15 protein-coding genes and 1 riboswitch are annotated in these 16,404 nt (G+C 62.3%); of the genes, 9 read left to right on the top strand and 6 right to left on the bottom strand.

Features of this window, described 5'->3' with window-relative positions:
- Nucleotides 1–117: 117 nt before the first annotated feature.
- The gene (locus ABWQ00_RS10605; RefSeq protein ID WP_353238645.1) at nucleotides 118–807 is read right to left on the bottom strand and encodes a substrate-binding domain-containing protein; all 690 of its coding nucleotides are present in this window, start codon (nucleotides 805–807) and stop codon (nucleotides 118–120) included.
- Nucleotides 808–920: 113 nt separating this feature from the next.
- Between ABWQ00_RS10605 and tsaD the strand changes: the two genes are divergently transcribed.
- The 4 genes from tsaD (at nucleotide 921) to ABWQ00_RS10585 (ending at nucleotide 6,565) form a co-directional block, all read left to right on the top strand.
- Entirely contained in the window at nucleotides 921–1,970 is a 1,050-nt protein-coding gene (gene tsaD, locus ABWQ00_RS10600; RefSeq protein WP_353238644.1) for a tRNA (adenosine(37)-N6)-threonylcarbamoyltransferase complex transferase subunit TsaD, read from the top strand.
- Nucleotides 1,971–2,090: 120 nt separating this feature from the next.
- A complete protein-coding gene (locus ABWQ00_RS10595) occupies nucleotides 2,091–3,383 on the top strand; it encodes a branched-chain amino acid ABC transporter substrate-binding protein (RefSeq protein ID WP_502908121.1) in 1,293 nt (430 codons plus the stop codon).
- Between the two features lie 68 nt (nucleotides 3,384–3,451).
- Nucleotides 3,452–3,561, top strand: a riboswitch (TPP riboswitch).
- Nucleotides 3,551–4,933 carry a sodium:solute symporter family transporter gene (locus ABWQ00_RS10590; RefSeq protein WP_353238643.1) on the top strand — a complete coding sequence of 461 codons (1,383 nt, stop codon included), beginning with the start codon at nucleotides 3,551–3,553 and terminating at the stop codon, nucleotides 4,931–4,933. It overlaps the preceding riboswitch by 11 nt.
- 183 nt (nucleotides 4,934–5,116) lie before the next feature.
- Nucleotides 5,117–6,565 carry an aldehyde dehydrogenase family protein gene (locus ABWQ00_RS10585; protein WP_353238642.1) on the top strand — a complete coding sequence of 483 codons (1,449 nt, stop codon included), beginning with the start codon at nucleotides 5,117–5,119 and terminating at the stop codon, nucleotides 6,563–6,565.
- Nucleotides 6,566–6,627: 62 nt separating this feature from the next.
- On the opposite strand, the gene ABWQ00_RS10580 is transcribed toward ABWQ00_RS10585, so the two are convergent.
- Nucleotides 6,628–7,587 (bottom strand): Bug family tripartite tricarboxylate transporter substrate binding protein, encoded by a 960-nt coding sequence (locus ABWQ00_RS10580; protein ID WP_353238641.1) that lies wholly within the window; start codon nucleotides 7,585–7,587, stop codon nucleotides 6,628–6,630.
- Between the two features lie 29 nt (nucleotides 7,588–7,616).
- A complete protein-coding gene (locus ABWQ00_RS10575; protein ID WP_353238640.1) occupies nucleotides 7,617–8,567 on the bottom strand; it encodes a 4-hydroxythreonine-4-phosphate dehydrogenase PdxA in 951 nt (316 codons plus the stop codon).
- A gap of 127 nt (nucleotides 8,568–8,694) precedes the next feature.
- Between ABWQ00_RS10575 and ABWQ00_RS10570 the strand changes: the two genes are divergently transcribed.
- Nucleotides 8,695–9,357, top strand: coding sequence for a GntR family transcriptional regulator (locus ABWQ00_RS10570; protein WP_353238639.1), 663 nt, complete (start codon nucleotides 8,695–8,697; stop codon nucleotides 9,355–9,357).
- Nucleotides 9,358–9,397: 40 nt separating this feature from the next.
- A complete protein-coding gene (locus tag ABWQ00_RS10565; protein ID WP_353238638.1) occupies nucleotides 9,398–10,645 on the top strand; it encodes an MFS transporter in 1,248 nt (415 codons plus the stop codon).
- 1 nt (nucleotide 10,646) lies between these two features.
- On the opposite strand, the gene ABWQ00_RS10560 is transcribed toward ABWQ00_RS10565, so the two are convergent.
- Nucleotides 10,647–12,146 carry a M81 family metallopeptidase gene (locus ABWQ00_RS10560; protein WP_353238637.1) on the bottom strand — a complete coding sequence of 500 codons (1,500 nt, stop codon included), beginning with the start codon at nucleotides 12,144–12,146 and terminating at the stop codon, nucleotides 10,647–10,649.
- Between the two features lie 150 nt (nucleotides 12,147–12,296).
- Between ABWQ00_RS10560 and ABWQ00_RS10555 the strand changes: the two genes are divergently transcribed.
- Nucleotides 12,297–13,493: a C45 family autoproteolytic acyltransferase/hydrolase gene (locus tag ABWQ00_RS10555; protein ID WP_353238636.1), complete on the top strand. Its 1,197-nt coding sequence runs from the start codon at nucleotides 12,297–12,299 to the stop codon at nucleotides 13,491–13,493.
- 12 nt (nucleotides 13,494–13,505) lie between these two features.
- Here ABWQ00_RS10555 and ABWQ00_RS10550 read toward each other — a convergent pair whose 3' ends face one another.
- Together ABWQ00_RS10550 and ABWQ00_RS10545 are read right to left on the bottom strand one after the other, a co-directional pair.
- Nucleotides 13,506–13,880 carry a hypothetical protein gene (locus tag ABWQ00_RS10550; RefSeq protein ID WP_353238635.1) on the bottom strand — a complete coding sequence of 125 codons (375 nt, stop codon included), beginning with the start codon at nucleotides 13,878–13,880 and terminating at the stop codon, nucleotides 13,506–13,508.
- Entirely contained in the window at nucleotides 13,877–14,554 is a 678-nt protein-coding gene (locus ABWQ00_RS10545; protein WP_353238634.1) for a transglutaminase domain-containing protein, read from the bottom strand. The genes ABWQ00_RS10550 and ABWQ00_RS10545 overlap by 4 nt, the downstream gene beginning before the upstream one ends.
- Before the next feature lie 83 nt (nucleotides 14,555–14,637).
- On the opposite strand from ABWQ00_RS10545, the gene ABWQ00_RS10540 reads away from it, so the two are divergent.
- Both ABWQ00_RS10540 and ABWQ00_RS10535 read left to right on the top strand, forming a co-directional pair.
- A complete protein-coding gene (locus ABWQ00_RS10540) occupies nucleotides 14,638–15,531 on the top strand; it encodes an MBL fold metallo-hydrolase (RefSeq protein WP_353238633.1) in 894 nt (297 codons plus the stop codon).
- A 45-nt stretch (nucleotides 15,532–15,576) separates the two neighbouring features.
- Nucleotides 15,577–16,392 (top strand): 2-keto-4-pentenoate hydratase, encoded by an 816-nt coding sequence (locus tag ABWQ00_RS10535; RefSeq protein ID WP_353238632.1) that lies wholly within the window; start codon nucleotides 15,577–15,579, stop codon nucleotides 16,390–16,392.
- Nucleotides 16,393–16,404 lie beyond the last annotated feature (12 nt).

The raw sequence follows: 16,404 nt of genomic DNA, 5'->3' as shown, positions 1-16,404 counted from the left end.
AAATCAGATCAGAAAATCAATCGATCCAATTTTCTGATCTAACAATGCAGAATCCAAATACTTTATCGGCATAAAGCAAATGACGCACGTCCGGTGCGTGCCCAGCGGTGTCGAGCTTCAGGCGGCTTGCATGCCGTGTTCCTCCTTCAAGGTCTGGCACGCTGGCGATGCCCAAAACGCCAACAAAGCCCGCATGGCTTCGGTCTGGGTGCTGCTGGTCGCCACGGAACCCGAAAACGTGGTGGTGATTTGTACCGCCTCGGGTAGGGGCCCCAGCACGGTGATGCCCGCCACGCCCCGCATCTCGCTGAGTTGTTGAAAGCCCAGTGCCACTTCGCCTTGTGCCAACAGGGCGCCCACGGGCACGCCCGGTTTGGCTTGAACGATGCGGTCTTTGATCTGTTCGGTAATGCCCCAAGCCTCAAATTGCTTGGCCAATTGAACGCCACTGGGGCCCGTCGAATACCCCAAAGATGGCGCAGCCAAAATGGCCGCCTTGAGCGCCGCTTCGGTCGAAATGTCAGGCAGCGCTTGGCCTGCTGGCACGGCGACGGCCACACCCGACAGCACCAGATCAACCCGGCTGCCAGTCAGCACGTGGCCGCTGGCTAGTAGACGGTCGATGGCGTCGATGGCCAGCACCACGCCGTCAAAAGCCTCACCCGCCTGAACGCGTTTGGCGGCATCGACCCCACCCACCGATTCAAGCAGAACGTGAACATCCGGATTGTGCTTTTGGTACAGCGCCACCAAGTCGGCCAGCAGTGGTTTGGTGGCCATGGAGGATATCAGTCGGAGTGTGGTCATGGGGGTATGAGAGGAGAGGAGTGGCGTGTTCAAAGAAGGGAGGAGGATGCGCTGAGCCATGGATTATGGCCAAGCGGCAAGCCATCTGGGGTGCCCCGCTTAAACTACCCTGCATGCAAATTTTGGGTATCGAATCTTCCTGCGACGAAACCGGTGTGGCCTTGGTCAAGACCACAGGCGATGCTTTGCCGCGCCTCTTGTCTCACGCGCTGTACAGCCAGATCGAGATGCACCAGGCCTATGGCGGCGTGGTGCCCGAGCTGGCCAGCCGCGACCACATTCGCCGGGTGCTGCCGCTCACCCGTCAGGTCTTGGCCGAGGCAGGCACCAGCTTGGCCGACATCGATGTGGTGGCCTACACCCGCGGGCCGGGCCTTGCCGGGGCGCTCTTGGTGGGCTCGGGTGTGGCCTGTGCGCTGGCCGCGTCTTTGAGCAAACCTGTGTTGGGCGTGCACCATTTGGAGGGGCATTTGCTCTCGCCGTTTTTGAGCGCCGATCCACCCGAATTCCCCTTCATCGCCTTGCTCGTCTCGGGTGGTCACACGCAGCTCATGCGCGTAGACGGCGTGGGCCGCTATGCATTGCTGGGCGAGACGATCGATGACGCCGCGGGGGAGGCTTTTGACAAGTCGGCCAAGCTCATGGGCTTGCCTTATCCCGGCGGCCCTGGCTTGTCGCGCCTGGCCGAGCAGGGCAACCCGGCAGCTTACAAACTCCCCAGGCCTTTGCTGCACAGCGGCGACTTGGACTTTTCTTTTGCGGGCCTGAAAACCGCGGTGCTCACCCAAAGCCAAAAAATCGGTCCCGCAGCCCACACCGAAGGCGCGCCCGAGCGGGCCGATTTGGCAGCTTCCACGCAGGCGGCGATTGTCGAAGTGCTGGTCAAAAAATCGATGAGCGCGCTCAAAACCAGCGGCATGAAGCGCTTGGTGGTGGCCGGCGGCGTGGGCGCCAACCGCGAACTGCGTGCACAGCTCAACGCCGCTTGCGCCAAAGCCAAGGTGCGGGTGCACTACCCCGAGCTGCACTTGTGCACCGACAACGGCGCCATGATCGCCATGGCCGCCGCCATGCGCCTGCAAGCCGGAGCGCAGACTGCCGAGGCGCGTTACAGCTTCGATGTGAAGCCGCGCTGGCCTTTGCACGAGTTGGTCGGCCCTTGAGGCCTCAGAACGCGCACTGATCAAGACCCGTCTGAATGCGGGTTAACCCTAGTTTGCGCAACGCCACTGGTTACACTCCCATTCTTTTTTTGTGTGGGCCGGTTCAAGGTCCTTTTTGTTATGCAGTCGTTGAGCTTTTTTTCGCGTCGCACTTGGATGGCCTGTTTGGCGGCCTTGTGTTTTGTTTCCGTTCACGTCTGTGCCCAAGCCCAGTCCCCCGCGCCCATCAAACTGGCCCTGATCGAGGGCATGAGCGGTCCCTTTGCCAACACCGGTGAAGCCGTGGTGCGCAACATGGCATGGGCGGTCGAGCGGGTGAATGCGCGCGGCGGCGTCAAAACGGCTCAGGGGATGCGCACGATGGTGCTCGAGCGCTACGACAGCAAAGGGCAAAGTGAAGAGGCTTTGTCGGCCCTCAAGTCGGCGATTGACGATGGTGCCCAAGTCGTGTTGCAGGGCAACTCATCGGCCAACGCGGCGGCCTTGATCGACGCGATCAACAAACACAATGAGCGCGAACCTGCCAAGCGCGTCTTGTTCTTGAACTACTCGGCGGTGGACCCGATTTTGACCAACGAAAAGTGCAGCTTTTGGCATTTTCGATTTGACGCCCATGCCGACATGCGCATGTTGGCCTTGATGGAGGTGCTCAAAGGCGACGCCACGGTCAAGTCGGCCTACTTGATCGGGCAGGACTACAGCTTTGGCCAAGCGGTGCTGCGAGAAGCACGCAGGCAACTGGGGCTGCAGCGGCCGGACGTGAAAATTGTGGGCGACGAACTTCACCCCTTGGGCCGTGTCAAAGACTTCTTGCCGTATGCGGCCAAGATCAAAGCCAGTGGGGCCCAAGCGGTCATCACCGGCAACTGGGGCAATGACCTGACGCTCTTGGTCAAGGCCGCGCGTGAAGCTGGATACGACGGCAAGTTCTACACCTTTTATGGTAATGCTTTGGGTGCGCCGGCCGCCATTGGCGAGTCCGGTATCGACCGGGTGATCGCGGTGGCCGATTGGCTGCCCAATGTGCCGGGTGCCGCCAGCGAGCAGTTTTATCAGTCGTTTCGCCAGCGCTTTCCCAAGCCGTCTGAGGACTACGTGCATCTGCGCATGCAGCTCATGATCGAAGCCTTGGCCCAAGCGGTTGAGCGGGCAGGGGGTACCGATCCTGTGGCCATGGCCGTGCAACTCGAAAAAGCCCGCGTCTCCATCGCCGGGCAAACCGGCACGATGCGCGCCGAAGACCACCAATTCCAGCAGCCCTTGGTCGTGGGGGTCATGGCCCGGCAGGGCACGCCCGGGGTGCCCTTTGATGTCGAAGGTTCGGGTTATGGCTTCAAGGTCGTGCGCCAGATCAAGGCCGAGCAGGCCCGCATGCCCAGCACCTGCAAGATGGTGCGCCCCAGCGGCGCTTGATTCTGGCCCAGCCGACATGACCTAGAATTCACCGTCCCTGTCATAGGGACATCGCATCATTTTTATCAACCCGTCGCCAGGGGAGTTCCGAAAGGAGCTGAGATTGCGTCTGACTCGACGCTGACCCTGGAACCTGATCCGGCTCATACCGGCGGAGGAAGCGCGACATGCTGTACGCCACCGCGGCCGCTATTTTTGCGGCACTTGTTTTTTTCATCTGGGTCGCCCTGCGCGAGCGCACACCCGTGGCCAGTCTTGACTACTACCTCACCGCCAGGGGCTCACAAAATTCAACCGCCTTGGGTTTGTCATTTTTGGCATCCGGCATGGGCGCGTGGATTTTGTTTGTACCGCCTGAGATCGGTGCGTTTGTGGGGCCTGTCGCTTTGGTGGGTTACGCCTTGTCGGCGGCGCTGCCATTTTTGCTCTTGGCTTGGTTGGGTCCTGCCATACGCCAGCAGATGCCCCAAGGCCGCACCATTGCCGAATTTGCCCAAGAACGTTTTGGCCAAGGCCTGCGTTTGTGGGTCAGCGCTTTGTCGGTCTTGTACATGCTGTGTTTCATCACGGCCGAGTTGACCGCCATTGGGGCCATCACCGGCTTGTTGTCCGAGTTGCCAGGCAGCGTGGTCATTGTGGCTGTGGCGGTCACCACCTTGGTGTACACCACCTGGGGTGGCTTGCGGGCGAGCATGGTCACCGACCGTTGGCAGGCTTGGTTGCTGTTGGCCTTGTTGGCCATCGTGATTGGCGTGACACTGATCAGTTTGCCCCAAAACGCCGTCACCCAAGCCTGGCCTGCGGCACCGATCGAGGTGTCCCTGAATGTGGCGCTGACGCTCTTGATTGCGGTGACCGCCGCCAATATTTTTCACCAAGGTTATTGGCAGCGGGTGTGGTCGGCACGCAGCGACACCGAGTTGCGCAAAGGCGCTTTGCTGGGCGGGGCGCTCACGGTGCCGGTGATGTTGGCCATGGGCGCTTTGGGCATGCTGTGCATGGCCATGGGTAAGAACCCAGGGTCGCCCCCCATTCCCTTCTTTGCCTTGTTGTCCGATGCGCCAGCTTGGCTGGCTGTGCCCGTGTTGGTGCTGGCGGTGGCTTTGGTGGCTTCGTCGGTGGACACGCTGCAAAGCGGCATTGCTTCCTTGGTGGTCACGGCCCGGCCGCAAGTGTCGCTGGGCGCTGCCCGCTGGATTACGGTGCTGCTGATGCTGCCGGTGGTGTGGGTGTCGCTGCAAGGCTTGTCGGTGCTGCGCCTGTTCTTGATTGCCGATTTGTTGTGCGCCACGGCGGTGGTGCCGGTCTTGTTGGGCCTTTGGCAACGCATGACACCCACTGCGGCGGTCGCAGGCGCAGTGGCGGGTTTGTTGGGCGCGGTGTTGCCCGGCTGGGTCAGCGGGGGCAGTTTGTCCGCAGGCCTGTTGGCGGCCAGTTTCCCCACCAGCGTGCCCACGCTTGCCCCGTTTGCCGGGGCCTTGTTGGCCTCCACCGGTGTGAGTCTGCTGTTGGTTGGGCTTAAACCACAGTCGCACAAGCGCTTGGCTTGAAACCGGCCCACTTGATCAGGGTTTAACCCTAGTCAAGCTGTCTCGCGGGTCGCTGGTGTTTGCCCGGTAATTTGATTAGCATGCTAACCATTGCCGGAGCCGCTGGGGTGCCGGATGATCAAAACCGACCCGCATGGCCACACGTTCAGGGGGTGCCGGTCTCCACATGGAAAGCCTTGCGCCATGCAAACTGCTGAAAACTACATAGCTGGCCAATGGGTCAAGGGCTACGACGCCCACAGGCGGGGTGACTCGATCGATCCGGCCACCGGTGAGGTGGCCGCGCATTTTGTGGACGCCACCTTGACCGAAGTGGATGCGGCGATGGCCAGCGCCCGTGCTGCTTTTGAGCGCACCACCTGGGCCCAGCAAGCCAAACTGCACTCGGATGTGCTGCGTTTGTTCGCCGACCGTTTGGAGCAGAACAAGGCGCAAGTGGTGCAGACCTTGGTGCAACTCAATGGCAAGCTGCAGCGCGAGGCCGAGGGCGAAGTCATGGCCGGCATTTCGGAGTTGCGCTACTACGCAGGGCTGGCGCGCAATCTGTTTGGGCGTGTCATCGAGATGGAGCCGAATGTGTATTCGCACATCGAGCGTGAAGCCATTGGTGTGGCGGCGATCATCGTGCCTTGGAACGCGCCTGTGACTTTGCTGGTGCGCTCTTTGGCGCCAGCACTCGCTGCTGGGTGTACGGTGGTCATCAAGGCGGCACACCAAACGGCGCTGGTCCATGCCCAGGTGATGGCTTGTTTGGTGGTCGACGAGCGCATTCCGGCGGGCGTGATCAACTCCTTTGTGGAGCAGGGCAGCGAGGCCACGCAGCACCTGTGTGCGCACCCCGAGGTGGACGTCATCAGCTTCACCGGTTCGACCCATGTGGGCAAACAAATTGCTTTGTCCACCGCCAAGAACCTGACCCGCCTCTCGCTGGAGTTGGGCGGCAAGGCACCGGCCATTGTGCGCTCGGATGCCCACCTTGAAGCGGCTGTGCGCGGCATTGTGGGCGGCGCATGCGTCATGGCGGGGCAAATGTGCACGGCGATCAGCCGGGTGCTGGTGCACGAATCGGTGGCCGCTGACTTTTCTCAGCAGCTGACCCAGGCTTTGGCCCAGGTCAAAGTGGGGCCAGGCAAGCTGCCCACGTCGGCCATGGGTCCGCTGATCGATCAGCGCAACCAGGCCCGCTTGCTGGAAGAGGTGCGCGCGGCTGCGACGGATTGCCGTGTGCTGTTGGCCGGGCATGTGCCCGATGACACGCCTCGCGGCGGTGCATTCATCACGCCATCACTCGTGGCCACGCAAGACCTGAGCAGCCATTTTGTTCAGGACGAAATTTTTGGCCCGATGATCACACTGGAGACCTTCACTTCAGACGAGGAAGCGGTGCAGCGCGCCAACGCGACACGTTACGGCCTGGCCGCCTCAGTCTGGACCGCCGACTACCGCGCTGCCCGCCAAATCACCCGGCGCGTCAAATTTGGCAATGTGTGGGTGAACGCCCACAACCGCTTGTTTGCCGAAATCGAAACCGGTGGTTATCGCCAAAGCGGGTTTGGGCGTTTGCATGGCGTCGAAGGCCTGAACGACTTCATGGAAACCAAGCATGTGTTCATGCCTTGCAACGATGCATGACCCGCTGGCAGCCCCGACCCAAGCTTCGCTCACGGGGTCATGGGTTGCCGAGGGTGCGGTGATCACTCCAGCTTGATGTTGGCCTTCTTGATCAGGTCACCAAAACGATCGAATTCCTGACGGTTCATTTGAGCAAACTGCTCGGGCGTCATGGTGCTGGGTTCGCCGCCCAGGCCTTTGAGTTTGGTTTGGATGTCGGGCATCCTCACAATTTTGGCCAACTCGCTTTGCAGTCGGGCCACCACATCGGGCGGCGTGCCGGTGGTCACGAACATGCCGTACCAAGTGCTCATTTCAAAACCGCGCACACCGGCTTCGGCCAACGTGGGCACTTGCGGCAACTCGCTGCTGCGGGTGGCCGTGGTCAAGGCCAAGGGTTTGAACTTGCCCGCCTTGATCTGGCCCATGGCCGAGGAGGTGGTGTCGAACATGATCTGCACATTGCCGCCGATGATGTCCAGATGCGCTTGGCTGCTGCCCCGGTAGGGCACATGGATGCTCTTGACGCCCGCAGCCAGGTTGAACCCTTCGCCCGCGATGTGCTGGGTGCTGCCCACACCAGAAGATGCGTACTTGAATTCGTTGGGCTTGGCTTTCATCAAGGTCACCAGTTCGGCCACGTTGTTGGCGGGCACGTTGGCCCCCACCACCAGCACGTTGGGCACCGTGACGATCAGGCCCACCGGGGTCAGGTCTTTGATCGGGTCGTAGCTGAGCTTGATCAGGTGCGGTGCGATCGCTTGTCCGGTGTTGGTGGCCACCAGCAAGGTGTGGCCGTCAGCAGGGGCTTTGGCGGTCAGATCGGCAGCGATCGTGTTGGAGGCGCCAGGCTTGTTGTCCACCACAAAGGAGCCTTTGAAGGCCTCGCCCATTTTCTCGGCCAGCATGCGGGCAATGATGTCGGTGCCACCGCCTGCGTTGGCCCCCACCATGATGCGCACCGGCTTGGTGGGGTAGTTTTGCGCCAGACCCAGCAAAGGGGTGGCCAGCAGGGCAGCGAGCAGGATTTTTTTCAGCTTCATGACAAGGTCTCCTTCAGGTTTTGGCGTCGTTATGCGGTGGCGTGTTGACGGTGGGCGTTGGCCATGCGGGTGGCCAGTTCAAAAGCATTGGTCATGGCTTGAGGGTTGGCCACGCCCTGACCTGCGATGTCGTAAGCGGTGCCGTGGGCCGGCGTGGTGATGGGGCAGGGCAGACCACCATGAACCGTCACGCCTTGCTCAAAGCCCATCAGCTTCATGGCGATTTGCCCTTGGTCGTGGTACATGGTCACCACGCCGTCGTAGCCGCCCGGCGAGCGGATGGCACGCACAAAGGCGGTGTCCGCTGGAAAAGGGCCGTCGGCGGCAAAGCCCATGGCGGCGGCTTGCTGCACACCTGGCGTGATGATGCGGCCCTCTTCGTCGCCGTAGTTGCCATTGTCGCCGTTGTGCGGATTGAGTCCACAGACCGCGATGCGCGGGCTGGTGACGCCAGAGGCCTGCAGGGCCTGCGAGATCATGCGAATCGCATCGGCCACTTTGTCCGGGCTCAGCAAGCTGGAGACTTCGTTCAAGGGGACGTGCGAGGTCACACGCGCTGTCCAGAGGTTTTTCAGCACATTGAGTTCGCCGCACACGCCGCGGTATTGCATGTGCTCGGCAAACCAGCGCAATTCGTCTTCTTGGCTCATGCCGCCTTGGCGCAGGGCGGACTTGTTCAAAGGGGCAAAGCAAAAAGCATCGGCCTGGCCTGCCATCACCAAGTCCACCCCGGCGGCCAAAGCTTCCATCATGTAGCGGCCGTTGTGGGCGTTGGCCACGCTGCGCTCAAAAGTGGGGGCTCGGTAGCCGCTCCACTCGTGCCAGAGCACCTCTTGGGGGACTTTGATGGCATCCTTTTGCCCGATCAAGATGACCCGCGCTTGCTGTTGCCAAGTCGGGTTTTGCAGCATTTTTTCGACCAACTCGGGGCCGATGCCCGCCGGATCGCCAGTGAAAAGAGCCAGGGTGGGCAAAGACATCTTGGAAACTTCTTTCAAAAAACAGGTGGGCAATACGGCTTAAGCAGGGTGTAATCCGTAATTACGGATAATCCTAGCGGGTGCACAGAGCGGGTCAAGCTCTGGTTTTCCCCGATACTTGGCAACCATGTCCTCACCAGATCCCTCCAGTTTGATTGAGCGCGTCACGCTCCACGAAGAAGTCACCAACCGTTTGCGCGACATGATCGTGTCCTTGCGCTTGCGTCCGGGTGAGCGCATCCAAGAGATGGAGGTGGCCCAGTTGCTGGGTGTTTCCCGCACACCTGTGCGCGAAGCCATCAAAGTGCTGACGGCCGAGGGCCTGGTCGAACTCTTGCCTTTGCGCGGCGCCATCGTGAAGGTTTTTTCGGCCAAAGACGCCCGCGACATGCTCGAGGTGATTGCGCTGGTGGAGTCCTATGCCGGAGAGCTGGCCTGTCAAGCCAGCCAAGAAAAAATCGACGAGATCTTGGAGATGCACCGGCAAATGCAGGTCTTTTATGAAGCGCGGGAAAGACCGGCCTATTTCGCGCTGAACCAGCGCATCCACGATGCGCTGATTGCGCTGGCCGACAACGACACCTTGAGCATGACCCACGCCACTTTGAGCAAGCGCATGCGAAGTTTGCGTTACAGCGGCAACGCCACGCCGGAAAACTGGAGCGCCGCCATGGCCGAACATGCGCAAATGATGGAGGCATTGGCCGCGCGCGACGGCCGCGCCCTGTCCCGCATCATGGGCGAGCACATCCGCAACACTTGGCCGCGCATCAAAGACGTGGTGAACTGAGGCGACAAGCCTGCCGTTGGTGGCCTGCTAAGCTGAAAGCATGCGCACCGCCACCGCCGCCTCTGAACACCTGATCGACTCGGCCTATGCCGCGAGACGCTTGTTGGTCACGCTGGCCCTGATGACGCTGGGCGGCTCCAGCATGTATGTGGTGGCCGTGGTGCTGCCTGCCGTGCAGGCCGAGTTCGGTATCAGCCGCGCCGATGCCTCTTTGCCCTACACCTTGATGATGATCGGCTTTGGTGTGGGTGGCTTGTTCATGGGCCGATGGGCCGACCGCGCGGGGGTGCATGTGCCCTTGCTGCTGGGCGGGATCTGCACCGGCTTAGGGTTCATCGCCGCCAGTTTGTCGAACAACATTTGGTGGTTCGCCTTGGCGCACGGCTTGCTGATGGGTTTGCTGGGCAGCTCCACCACCTTTGCGCCTTTGCTGGCCGACACCTCGCTGTGGTGGAACAAGCGCCGGGGCATTGCTGTGGCGGTGTGCGCCAGCGGCAACTATGTGGCCGGGGCCATTTGGCCACCTTTGGCGCAGCACGGCATTGAAACCATGGGCTGGCGCAGCACCTATATGGCGCTGGGTTTGTTTTGCGGCATCGGCATGGTGCTGCTCAGCTTGCTCATGCGCCAAAGGCCACCGCTCTTGCAAAGCCCGATGGTGGGCAGTGTGCAGGCTCTGCAGGCCTCGCAGTCGCAACGTCCTTTTGGTTTGAGCCTGAACAAAGCGCAGTTCTTGTTGTGCGTGGCGGGCGTGGCCTGTTGTGTGGCCATGGCCATGCCCCAGGTGCACATCGTGGCCTACTGCACCGATCTGGGTTTTGGCGCGGCCCGTGGCGCAGAAATGCTCTCGCTCATGTTGGCCTGCGGCATCGCCAGCCGCTTGATTTCCGGGGCCATTTGCGACCGCATTGGCGGTTTGCGCACGCTGGTGCTGGGCTCGGTCTTGCAAGGTGTGGCGCTTCTCTTGTTTTTGCCCTTCGATGGCCTGGTGTCGCTCTATGTCATCTCAGCCTTGTTCGGTCTGTTTCAGGGTGGCATCGTGCCCGCCTACGCCATCATCGTGCGCGAATACTTTCCGGCCAAAGAAGCCGGTTCACGCGTGGGCGCAGTCATCATGGCCACGCTCTTGGGCATGGCTTTGGGTGGCTGGATGTCGGGCAAGGTGTTTGACCTCACCGGCTCTTACCACGCGGCTTTCATCAACGGCGTGCTGTGGAACGCGCTCAACCTGAGCATTGCCTTGTGGTTGCTCTGGCGCGTCAAGCGGGCGGCGGTGGTCAGCGCCTGAGTCAAGCAGGGGCTGACCAGCCCACCCCCGCATCCAGCGGATAAATCGGTCGGCGCAGTTTTTTGAACTGCAGCTCGCTGTAGTCTGAAGTGCAGGCCCCGGCTCCGGCGCATTCCACCGTGGCGCGGGCCAGGTGGCCCAGGCCCGCGCGCCAGTGCACCCGGCTTTTGAGCACCACAAAATCTTTTTGTGTCGGGTCGATGCCCAGACACAACAGGGCGTTCACGTCAAAGGGCTCGACATGGCGCGAGATCAGCGCCACCTCCACATCGCCCGTGTCGATCACCACCGCCTGGCCCATGTTTTGCCGGGCGCCTTGGCTCATTGGGCCTTTGTTGCGGTACTTGCCATTCGAGATCAGCTTGACCACGTCGCTCAACTCCATCGGTGCGCTGTGGTGCGGCATCAGCGGCATGGCCATTTTTCCGCCCACTTGTAGGCGGACTTGAGCACCAATGCCCGCTGCGATGGCCTCTTGCACCGCCTGCGGGTCAAAAATCGCAAACACCGCCACGTTGCGCAAACCCTGGCGCAGCACCTCGGCCAGCACGGCGGTGGTGTCCATGGTGCCGCCCGAAGCCGCGTTGTCGTAATGGTCGAGCAACATGACCGGAAAATCGGTGAGGGTCTTGGCTCGCGCCACCGAAGCGGCCAGGGGCTCCAGCCCGTACACCCATTGTGAGCGGCTGTCCCAGGCCATTTGCATCAACTCGTCGCGCAGGCGCTGGGCCAGCGCGGGGTCGTTGTCGGTCACCACCACCACCGACAGGCCTGCGTTTTCGATGTCGGCATGCGGAAAGCCGGTGAACACGCTGGCACACAAAGCGCCTTCGGCCTCCATTTGCCGGGCGCGGGCCTGGATGGAGCGGTTGGGCTCGTCCAGCGAACTTTGCCGCATGATGTGCGGAATCATGGGCAAGCGCCCCCAAGCCGTGGTGGGCCTGGCTTGGCCCTGGAGCAGCTGGAGCAAGGCCGAGCCTGCCCTGATGCCTGTGTCATACATGTCCACATGCGGGTAGGTTTGGTAGCCCGCCACGGTTTGCGCCAACTCCACCATGTCGGCGTATACATTGGCGTGCATGTCATAGGCCACACCGATCGGCGTTTTGGGGTCGATGGCGCGGATGCGGCGCAGCAATTCCCCTTCACCGTCTTCATGGCTTTGGCTCACCATGGCACCGTGCAGGTCCAACAAGATGCCGTCAAAACCGCCTCGTCCCACGGCCTGCAAAATCGCTTGGCTCATGGCTTCGTAGGCTTCGTCAAAAACCAGCCCGCTGGGCGCGGCGTGCGCAGCCAGTGCCAGTTCATAGTCGGCACCCGCCTTCTCTGCCAGGTCGATGAAAGCACCGGTGGCCGTGCCCGTGTCGCGAAACGCAGCAATGGCGGCATCGCCTCGAGGGGGTACCTCACCTGGGCCGAGCGCAAAGCGCTGCAAGTCGGTGGGCACCGGCGAGAAGGTGTTGGTCTCGTGCATCATCATCGCGATCAGCAAACGCATAGGGCCTCCAGTTCATGGAAGGGTCATGATGGCCCTGAGAGCTTGGCGCGCACAGTCACCGACGTGCCAGCACAGGTAAGAGTGTGCGTTTGTCCGGATTGACAGCCAGCCGCGCGGGATCAAGACTGACCCCCTTCCGGGAGATGGCGCATGTTCCCTTGCATTGACACCTTGAACGCGGATTCGGCCCAGCTACGCGGTCAAATTTATGGCCAACAGGCCAAGGGTCGCATCCAGCACAGCGTGGTCACTTACGCCCGTTTGTTTGCCGCCTGCGGCATCGACTGGGCCAGCGCCTGCGAGCGCGCCATGCGCTTTGAGTCGGTGATCGAGCAGGTCGATTCGGATCTGATGGCCGAGCTGCGCGGCATGGCCCAAGGCAGTGGCCAGACTTTGGGCAGCCTGATGGCGCTGAATTGCCGCACCGAAATTTTGCCGTCCACGTTTTTTTCAGAAGAGCCGCAACTGGCCCATGCCGCCCTGGCCGTCAACCGCGCAGCGGGCTTGCCCGATTGGCTGGCCGATGCGCCCTGGGACGGCGCTTTGAAAGACGGCGAATGCACCGCCATGGGCGTGACCGCCGCCGCCAGCCGCACAGGCCAAGCCTGGCTCGCGCAAAACTGGGATTGGATGGGGCGCCAACGCGAAGCCCTGGTGCTGCTGCACACCCAAGGACCGAGCGGCCAGAGCCTCACCACCCTGACCGAGGCCGGCATGCTGGCCAAGATCGGCATCAACCAATCGGGCTTTGCGCTGGGCCTGAACATCTTGCGCTCCAACCGCGACGGCAGCCGCTTGGGCGTACCGGTGCATGTGCTGCTGCGCCACTTGCTGGACTGCCATTCGGTGGCGCACGCCCGCGATCGTTTGCATACCTTGCAAACCGATCTTGGGCTGGGTTTTGGGGCAGCCTCCAATGTCCCATGCGCCGACGCCGAGGGCCAGGCCGCGTGCTTTGAAGTCTCGCCTGCAGGCTGGGCCGAGGTCAGGCCCACCCACGGCGTGGTGGTGCACACCAACCATTTTGTGTGCGAATCCTTGTTGGCTGAACAAGCCCCCGTGGGTCCGGGCTTGTCGAGCCACCAGCGCTTGAGCACCGCCAGCCAATATGCGCTGCAAACGCCCATCGGACAAGCCGAGTTGGAGCACTTTTTGCGCGACGAATCGGATGGCTTTTTGTCCATCTGCCGCAGTCCAGACCCCAGCGTTCCACCCGAAAGCCGTGTTGAAAGCGTGGCGGGCATCGTGATGCACACCCAGCCGCCTGCCATGTGGGTGGCTTGCGACGTGCCCACGCGCGTGGCGTTTGAGTTGGTGCCACTGGCCCGGGCGGCACTGCCCGTCTGAGCCTATTGCGCTTCAGGCCCCCAGGTGCTGCACCACGTCTGTGATGCGCCAGCCCAGCTGCAGGCCGTGCGTCAGAGCCAGTGCGTTCAGGCCGTTGACCACGCCGTTGTCCAGCCCGTCTTGCGCTTCGCCAATGCGGGCCGAGGTGTGGGCGTACAAAATGGCCAGCACGCCCACTGCCTGCAGTTCGCGCAGCGCCACGCGGCCTGCATCGTCCTTGCCGCCCCCTGCATCGTTGAAGGCCACCGCAAAAGGCTTGTGGCTTTGTGCGGTCACAAAATGCGAAGCCGACAAGCCCCCGTGCGAGCCCGACACGATCACGGCACCTGCATGGCCGGCGTTGACCAGGGCAATCGAATCCAGCAAAACCAGTGCGCGCTGCTTCACCGCGTTTCCTTCGCCACATCCTGCTCGAAGCTGGCTTCCTTCAAGGGGGCCTTTTCGGCCATCCAGCCGCTGTAGACGGTTTGGAAGTCGGCCACAATTTGCGCCAGCGGCATGTCGTCAAAGGTGCCGCGTTGGTTCACGTACTCCATGTGCCGGTTGCCCGATTTGTCGAACGGGTGGTAGATCGAATCGTTGCGGCCATCAAATTCCAGCGGCAGCAGGCCGAACTTGTCGCACAGCTCGATGTTGAAGGCGGGCGTGGCCTTGACCCACTGGCCGTCCAGCCAAATGTCGGCATAGCCATGCCAGATGAACACATCGGTCTGCATGGTCTGGCGCAAGCGCTCGGTGCTCAGGTGGTTGCGCACATCGGCATAACCCAGCCGGGCGTGCAGACCTGCGGCACGGCAGGCCGCAGCCATCAGCGCCGCCTTGGGCACGCACCAGCCCGAGCCCTGGGCAATCACCGAGCTGGCGCGCATGCCCTCGGTGGACAGCTCGATGCGGTAGGGGTCGTAACGAAACTGGTCCCGCACCGCCAGGTAGAGCGACACAGCGCGTTCACGGTCGTTGGTGCCTTGCGCGTGCTGGCGCGCCAAGGCGATCACGTCCGGGTGGTCGCTGTCGATCAAGGCCGTGGCGGCCAGCGTGGCGGGGGAGGGCAGGTCGATCATGTGCTTCACTGTAGCGCGCGCGGCAGCACATGGCTGTCACGCTGGCTATAGTGCCTTGCAGGGCAACACAAGGAGACACGGGCATGGCCTCGGTTTTGAATTTCGGTGCGGTGCGGGTGCACTTGGGCGAGAAGTCCGGCAAATACCCCGACGGCAACCAACTCATCGTGCAGGGGGCAGACACGCGGGTGGCCTTTGACACGCCCGAGGTGGCCAACCGCATCGGCCCCGAGCTGGACACGGTGGACCTGGTCATCCTGGGCCATGTGCACGAAGACCACATGGCCGGGCTGCACCGCTTGATGCACGCCCCGGTGCAGGTGCACGAGGCCGACTTGGCCGCTGCCCAATCGTGGGACGGCATGTGCCAGCACTATGGCTATCCCGCCGATGTGCTGGACGCGATGCTGGCCATCGTGCAAAAAGATTTTCATTACCAGCCCCGCCCGGACGCCACCGGCTACAGCGACGGTGCGCTGTGGGACTTGGGCGGTGGCGTGCGCGTGCGGGCACACCACCTGCCGGGCCACACCGCAGGCCACTGCGCCCTGGTGGTGGAAAGCGAAGGCTTGGCCTTCATTGGCGACATCGACCTGAGCGGCTTTGGGCCCTATTACGGCGACGCGACCTCCAAGCTGAGCGACTTCCGCCAGACTTTGAAGAAAGTGGCTGAACTGGACGCCCGCATCTGGGCCACCTCGCACCACAAGGCGGTCATCACCGACCGGGCGCAGTTTTTGGTCGATTTGGCACGCTTTGCCAGCAAGATCGACGAGCGCAGCGCGCAACTGCTGGCTTATTTGCACACCCCGCACAGCCTGGACGAGCTGGTTGACCGCCGCCTGTTGTACCCGCAAGGCTACGATGTGCCCTTTGTACCCTGCGCCGAGCGCCACACCATCGCCATGCACCTGGACGAGCTGCTGGCGCAAGGGCAAATTCAGACGCTGGACGATGGCCGTTTTTTGGCGGTTTGATTTTTGAGCAATGCCTTCACCCCGCACCCTAACAGGAGACCCCACATGACCCCCGAACAGCTCTTGCACCACCACGACCAAGCCTGTTTGTGGGGCCAGGCCCCCGGCGTGGTGGGCGGCCCCGACACGGCGGTGGCCTACCAAAAAGCCCTGGCCGTGCGCCAGTTGCGCCGGCAGCGCGGCGAAGTGGCCAAGGGCTACAAGATCGGCTTCACCAACCGCACGCTGTGGCAGCGCTACGAGGTGTTTGGCCCCATGTGGGGCACGGTCTGGGACACCGGCCTCAGCTTTGCCGAGCCTGCCGCATCGGGGTCTGTCGAGGGCAGCATCGACCTGAGCTCTACTTGCCAGCCCCGGCTGGAGCCCGAAATCGTCTTCGGCATGAAGGCCACGCCCCCAGCCAACGCCAGCTTGCAGCAATTGTTTGAAGCCATCGACTGGATCGCACCGAGTTTTGAAGTCGTGCAGTCGCACTGCCTGGACTGGAAGTTCACCGCCACCGACACCATGGCCGACAGCGGCTTGCACGCCCGCCTGCTGGTGGGCCAGCGTCTGCCTGTTCAGCAACTGGCCGCCGATGCACAGGCCCTGCACAGCCTGCTGGCGCAGGCCCAGGTCACGCTCTTCAAAAACGGCCAGGTGGTGGAGCAGGGCACCGGCACCAACGTGCTCGACAGCCCGCTGAACGCCTTGCACCACTTTTTGAAAGAACTGCGCCAATGTCCCGGGGCCGTGGACTTGCAAGCGGGCGACGTGATCACCACCGGCACCTGGACCGACGCCTGGTCCCTGCAGGTGGGCGAAAGCTGGCGCGCCGAGTTTTCTGCGCCTCTGGGCAGCCTCAGTGCCCAGATGCGCTGAGCCATCGACATC

Origin of the sequence: Limnohabitans sp. (assembly GCF_040400975.1) — a bacterium.
Taxonomy (GTDB): domain Bacteria; phylum Pseudomonadota; class Gammaproteobacteria; order Burkholderiales; family Burkholderiaceae_C; genus Limnohabitans_A.
The sequence above is the reverse complement of the archived record's forward strand: the minus strand, read 5'-3'. Positions and strand labels throughout refer to the sequence as shown.

Bases quoted from the DNA above. Each gene is read 5' to 3' on its own strand.
- ABWQ00_RS10605 (WP_353238645.1), bottom strand. From the start codon at position 807: ATGACCACACTCCGACTGATATCCTCCATGGCCACCAAACCACTGCTG.
- tsaD (WP_353238644.1), top strand. From the start codon at position 921: ATGCAAATTTTGGGTATCGAATCTTCCTGCGACGAAACCGGTGTGGCC.
- ABWQ00_RS10595 (WP_502908121.1), top strand. From the start codon at position 2,091: ATGCAGTCGTTGAGCTTTTTTTCGCGTCGCACTTGGATGGCCTGTTTG.
- ABWQ00_RS10590 (WP_353238643.1), top strand. From the start codon at position 3,551: ATGCTGTACGCCACCGCGGCCGCTATTTTTGCGGCACTTGTTTTTTTC.
- ABWQ00_RS10585 (WP_353238642.1), top strand. From the start codon at position 5,117: ATGCAAACTGCTGAAAACTACATAGCTGGCCAATGGGTCAAGGGCTAC.
- ABWQ00_RS10580 (WP_353238641.1), bottom strand. From the start codon at position 7,587: ATGAAGCTGAAAAAAATCCTGCTCGCTGCCCTGCTGGCCACCCCTTTG.
- ABWQ00_RS10575 (WP_353238640.1), bottom strand. From the start codon at position 8,567: ATGTCTTTGCCCACCCTGGCTCTTTTCACTGGCGATCCGGCGGGCATC.
- ABWQ00_RS10570 (WP_353238639.1), top strand. From the start codon at position 8,695: ATGTCCTCACCAGATCCCTCCAGTTTGATTGAGCGCGTCACGCTCCAC.
- ABWQ00_RS10565 (WP_353238638.1), top strand. From the start codon at position 9,398: ATGCGCACCGCCACCGCCGCCTCTGAACACCTGATCGACTCGGCCTAT.
- ABWQ00_RS10560 (WP_353238637.1), bottom strand. From the start codon at position 12,146: ATGCGTTTGCTGATCGCGATGATGATGCACGAGACCAACACCTTCTCG.
- ABWQ00_RS10555 (WP_353238636.1), top strand. From the start codon at position 12,297: ATGTTCCCTTGCATTGACACCTTGAACGCGGATTCGGCCCAGCTACGC.
- ABWQ00_RS10545 (WP_353238634.1), bottom strand. From the start codon at position 14,554: ATGATCGACCTGCCCTCCCCCGCCACGCTGGCCGCCACGGCCTTGATC.
- ABWQ00_RS10540 (WP_353238633.1), top strand. From the start codon at position 14,638: ATGGCCTCGGTTTTGAATTTCGGTGCGGTGCGGGTGCACTTGGGCGAG.
- ABWQ00_RS10535 (WP_353238632.1), top strand. From the start codon at position 15,577: ATGACCCCCGAACAGCTCTTGCACCACCACGACCAAGCCTGTTTGTGG.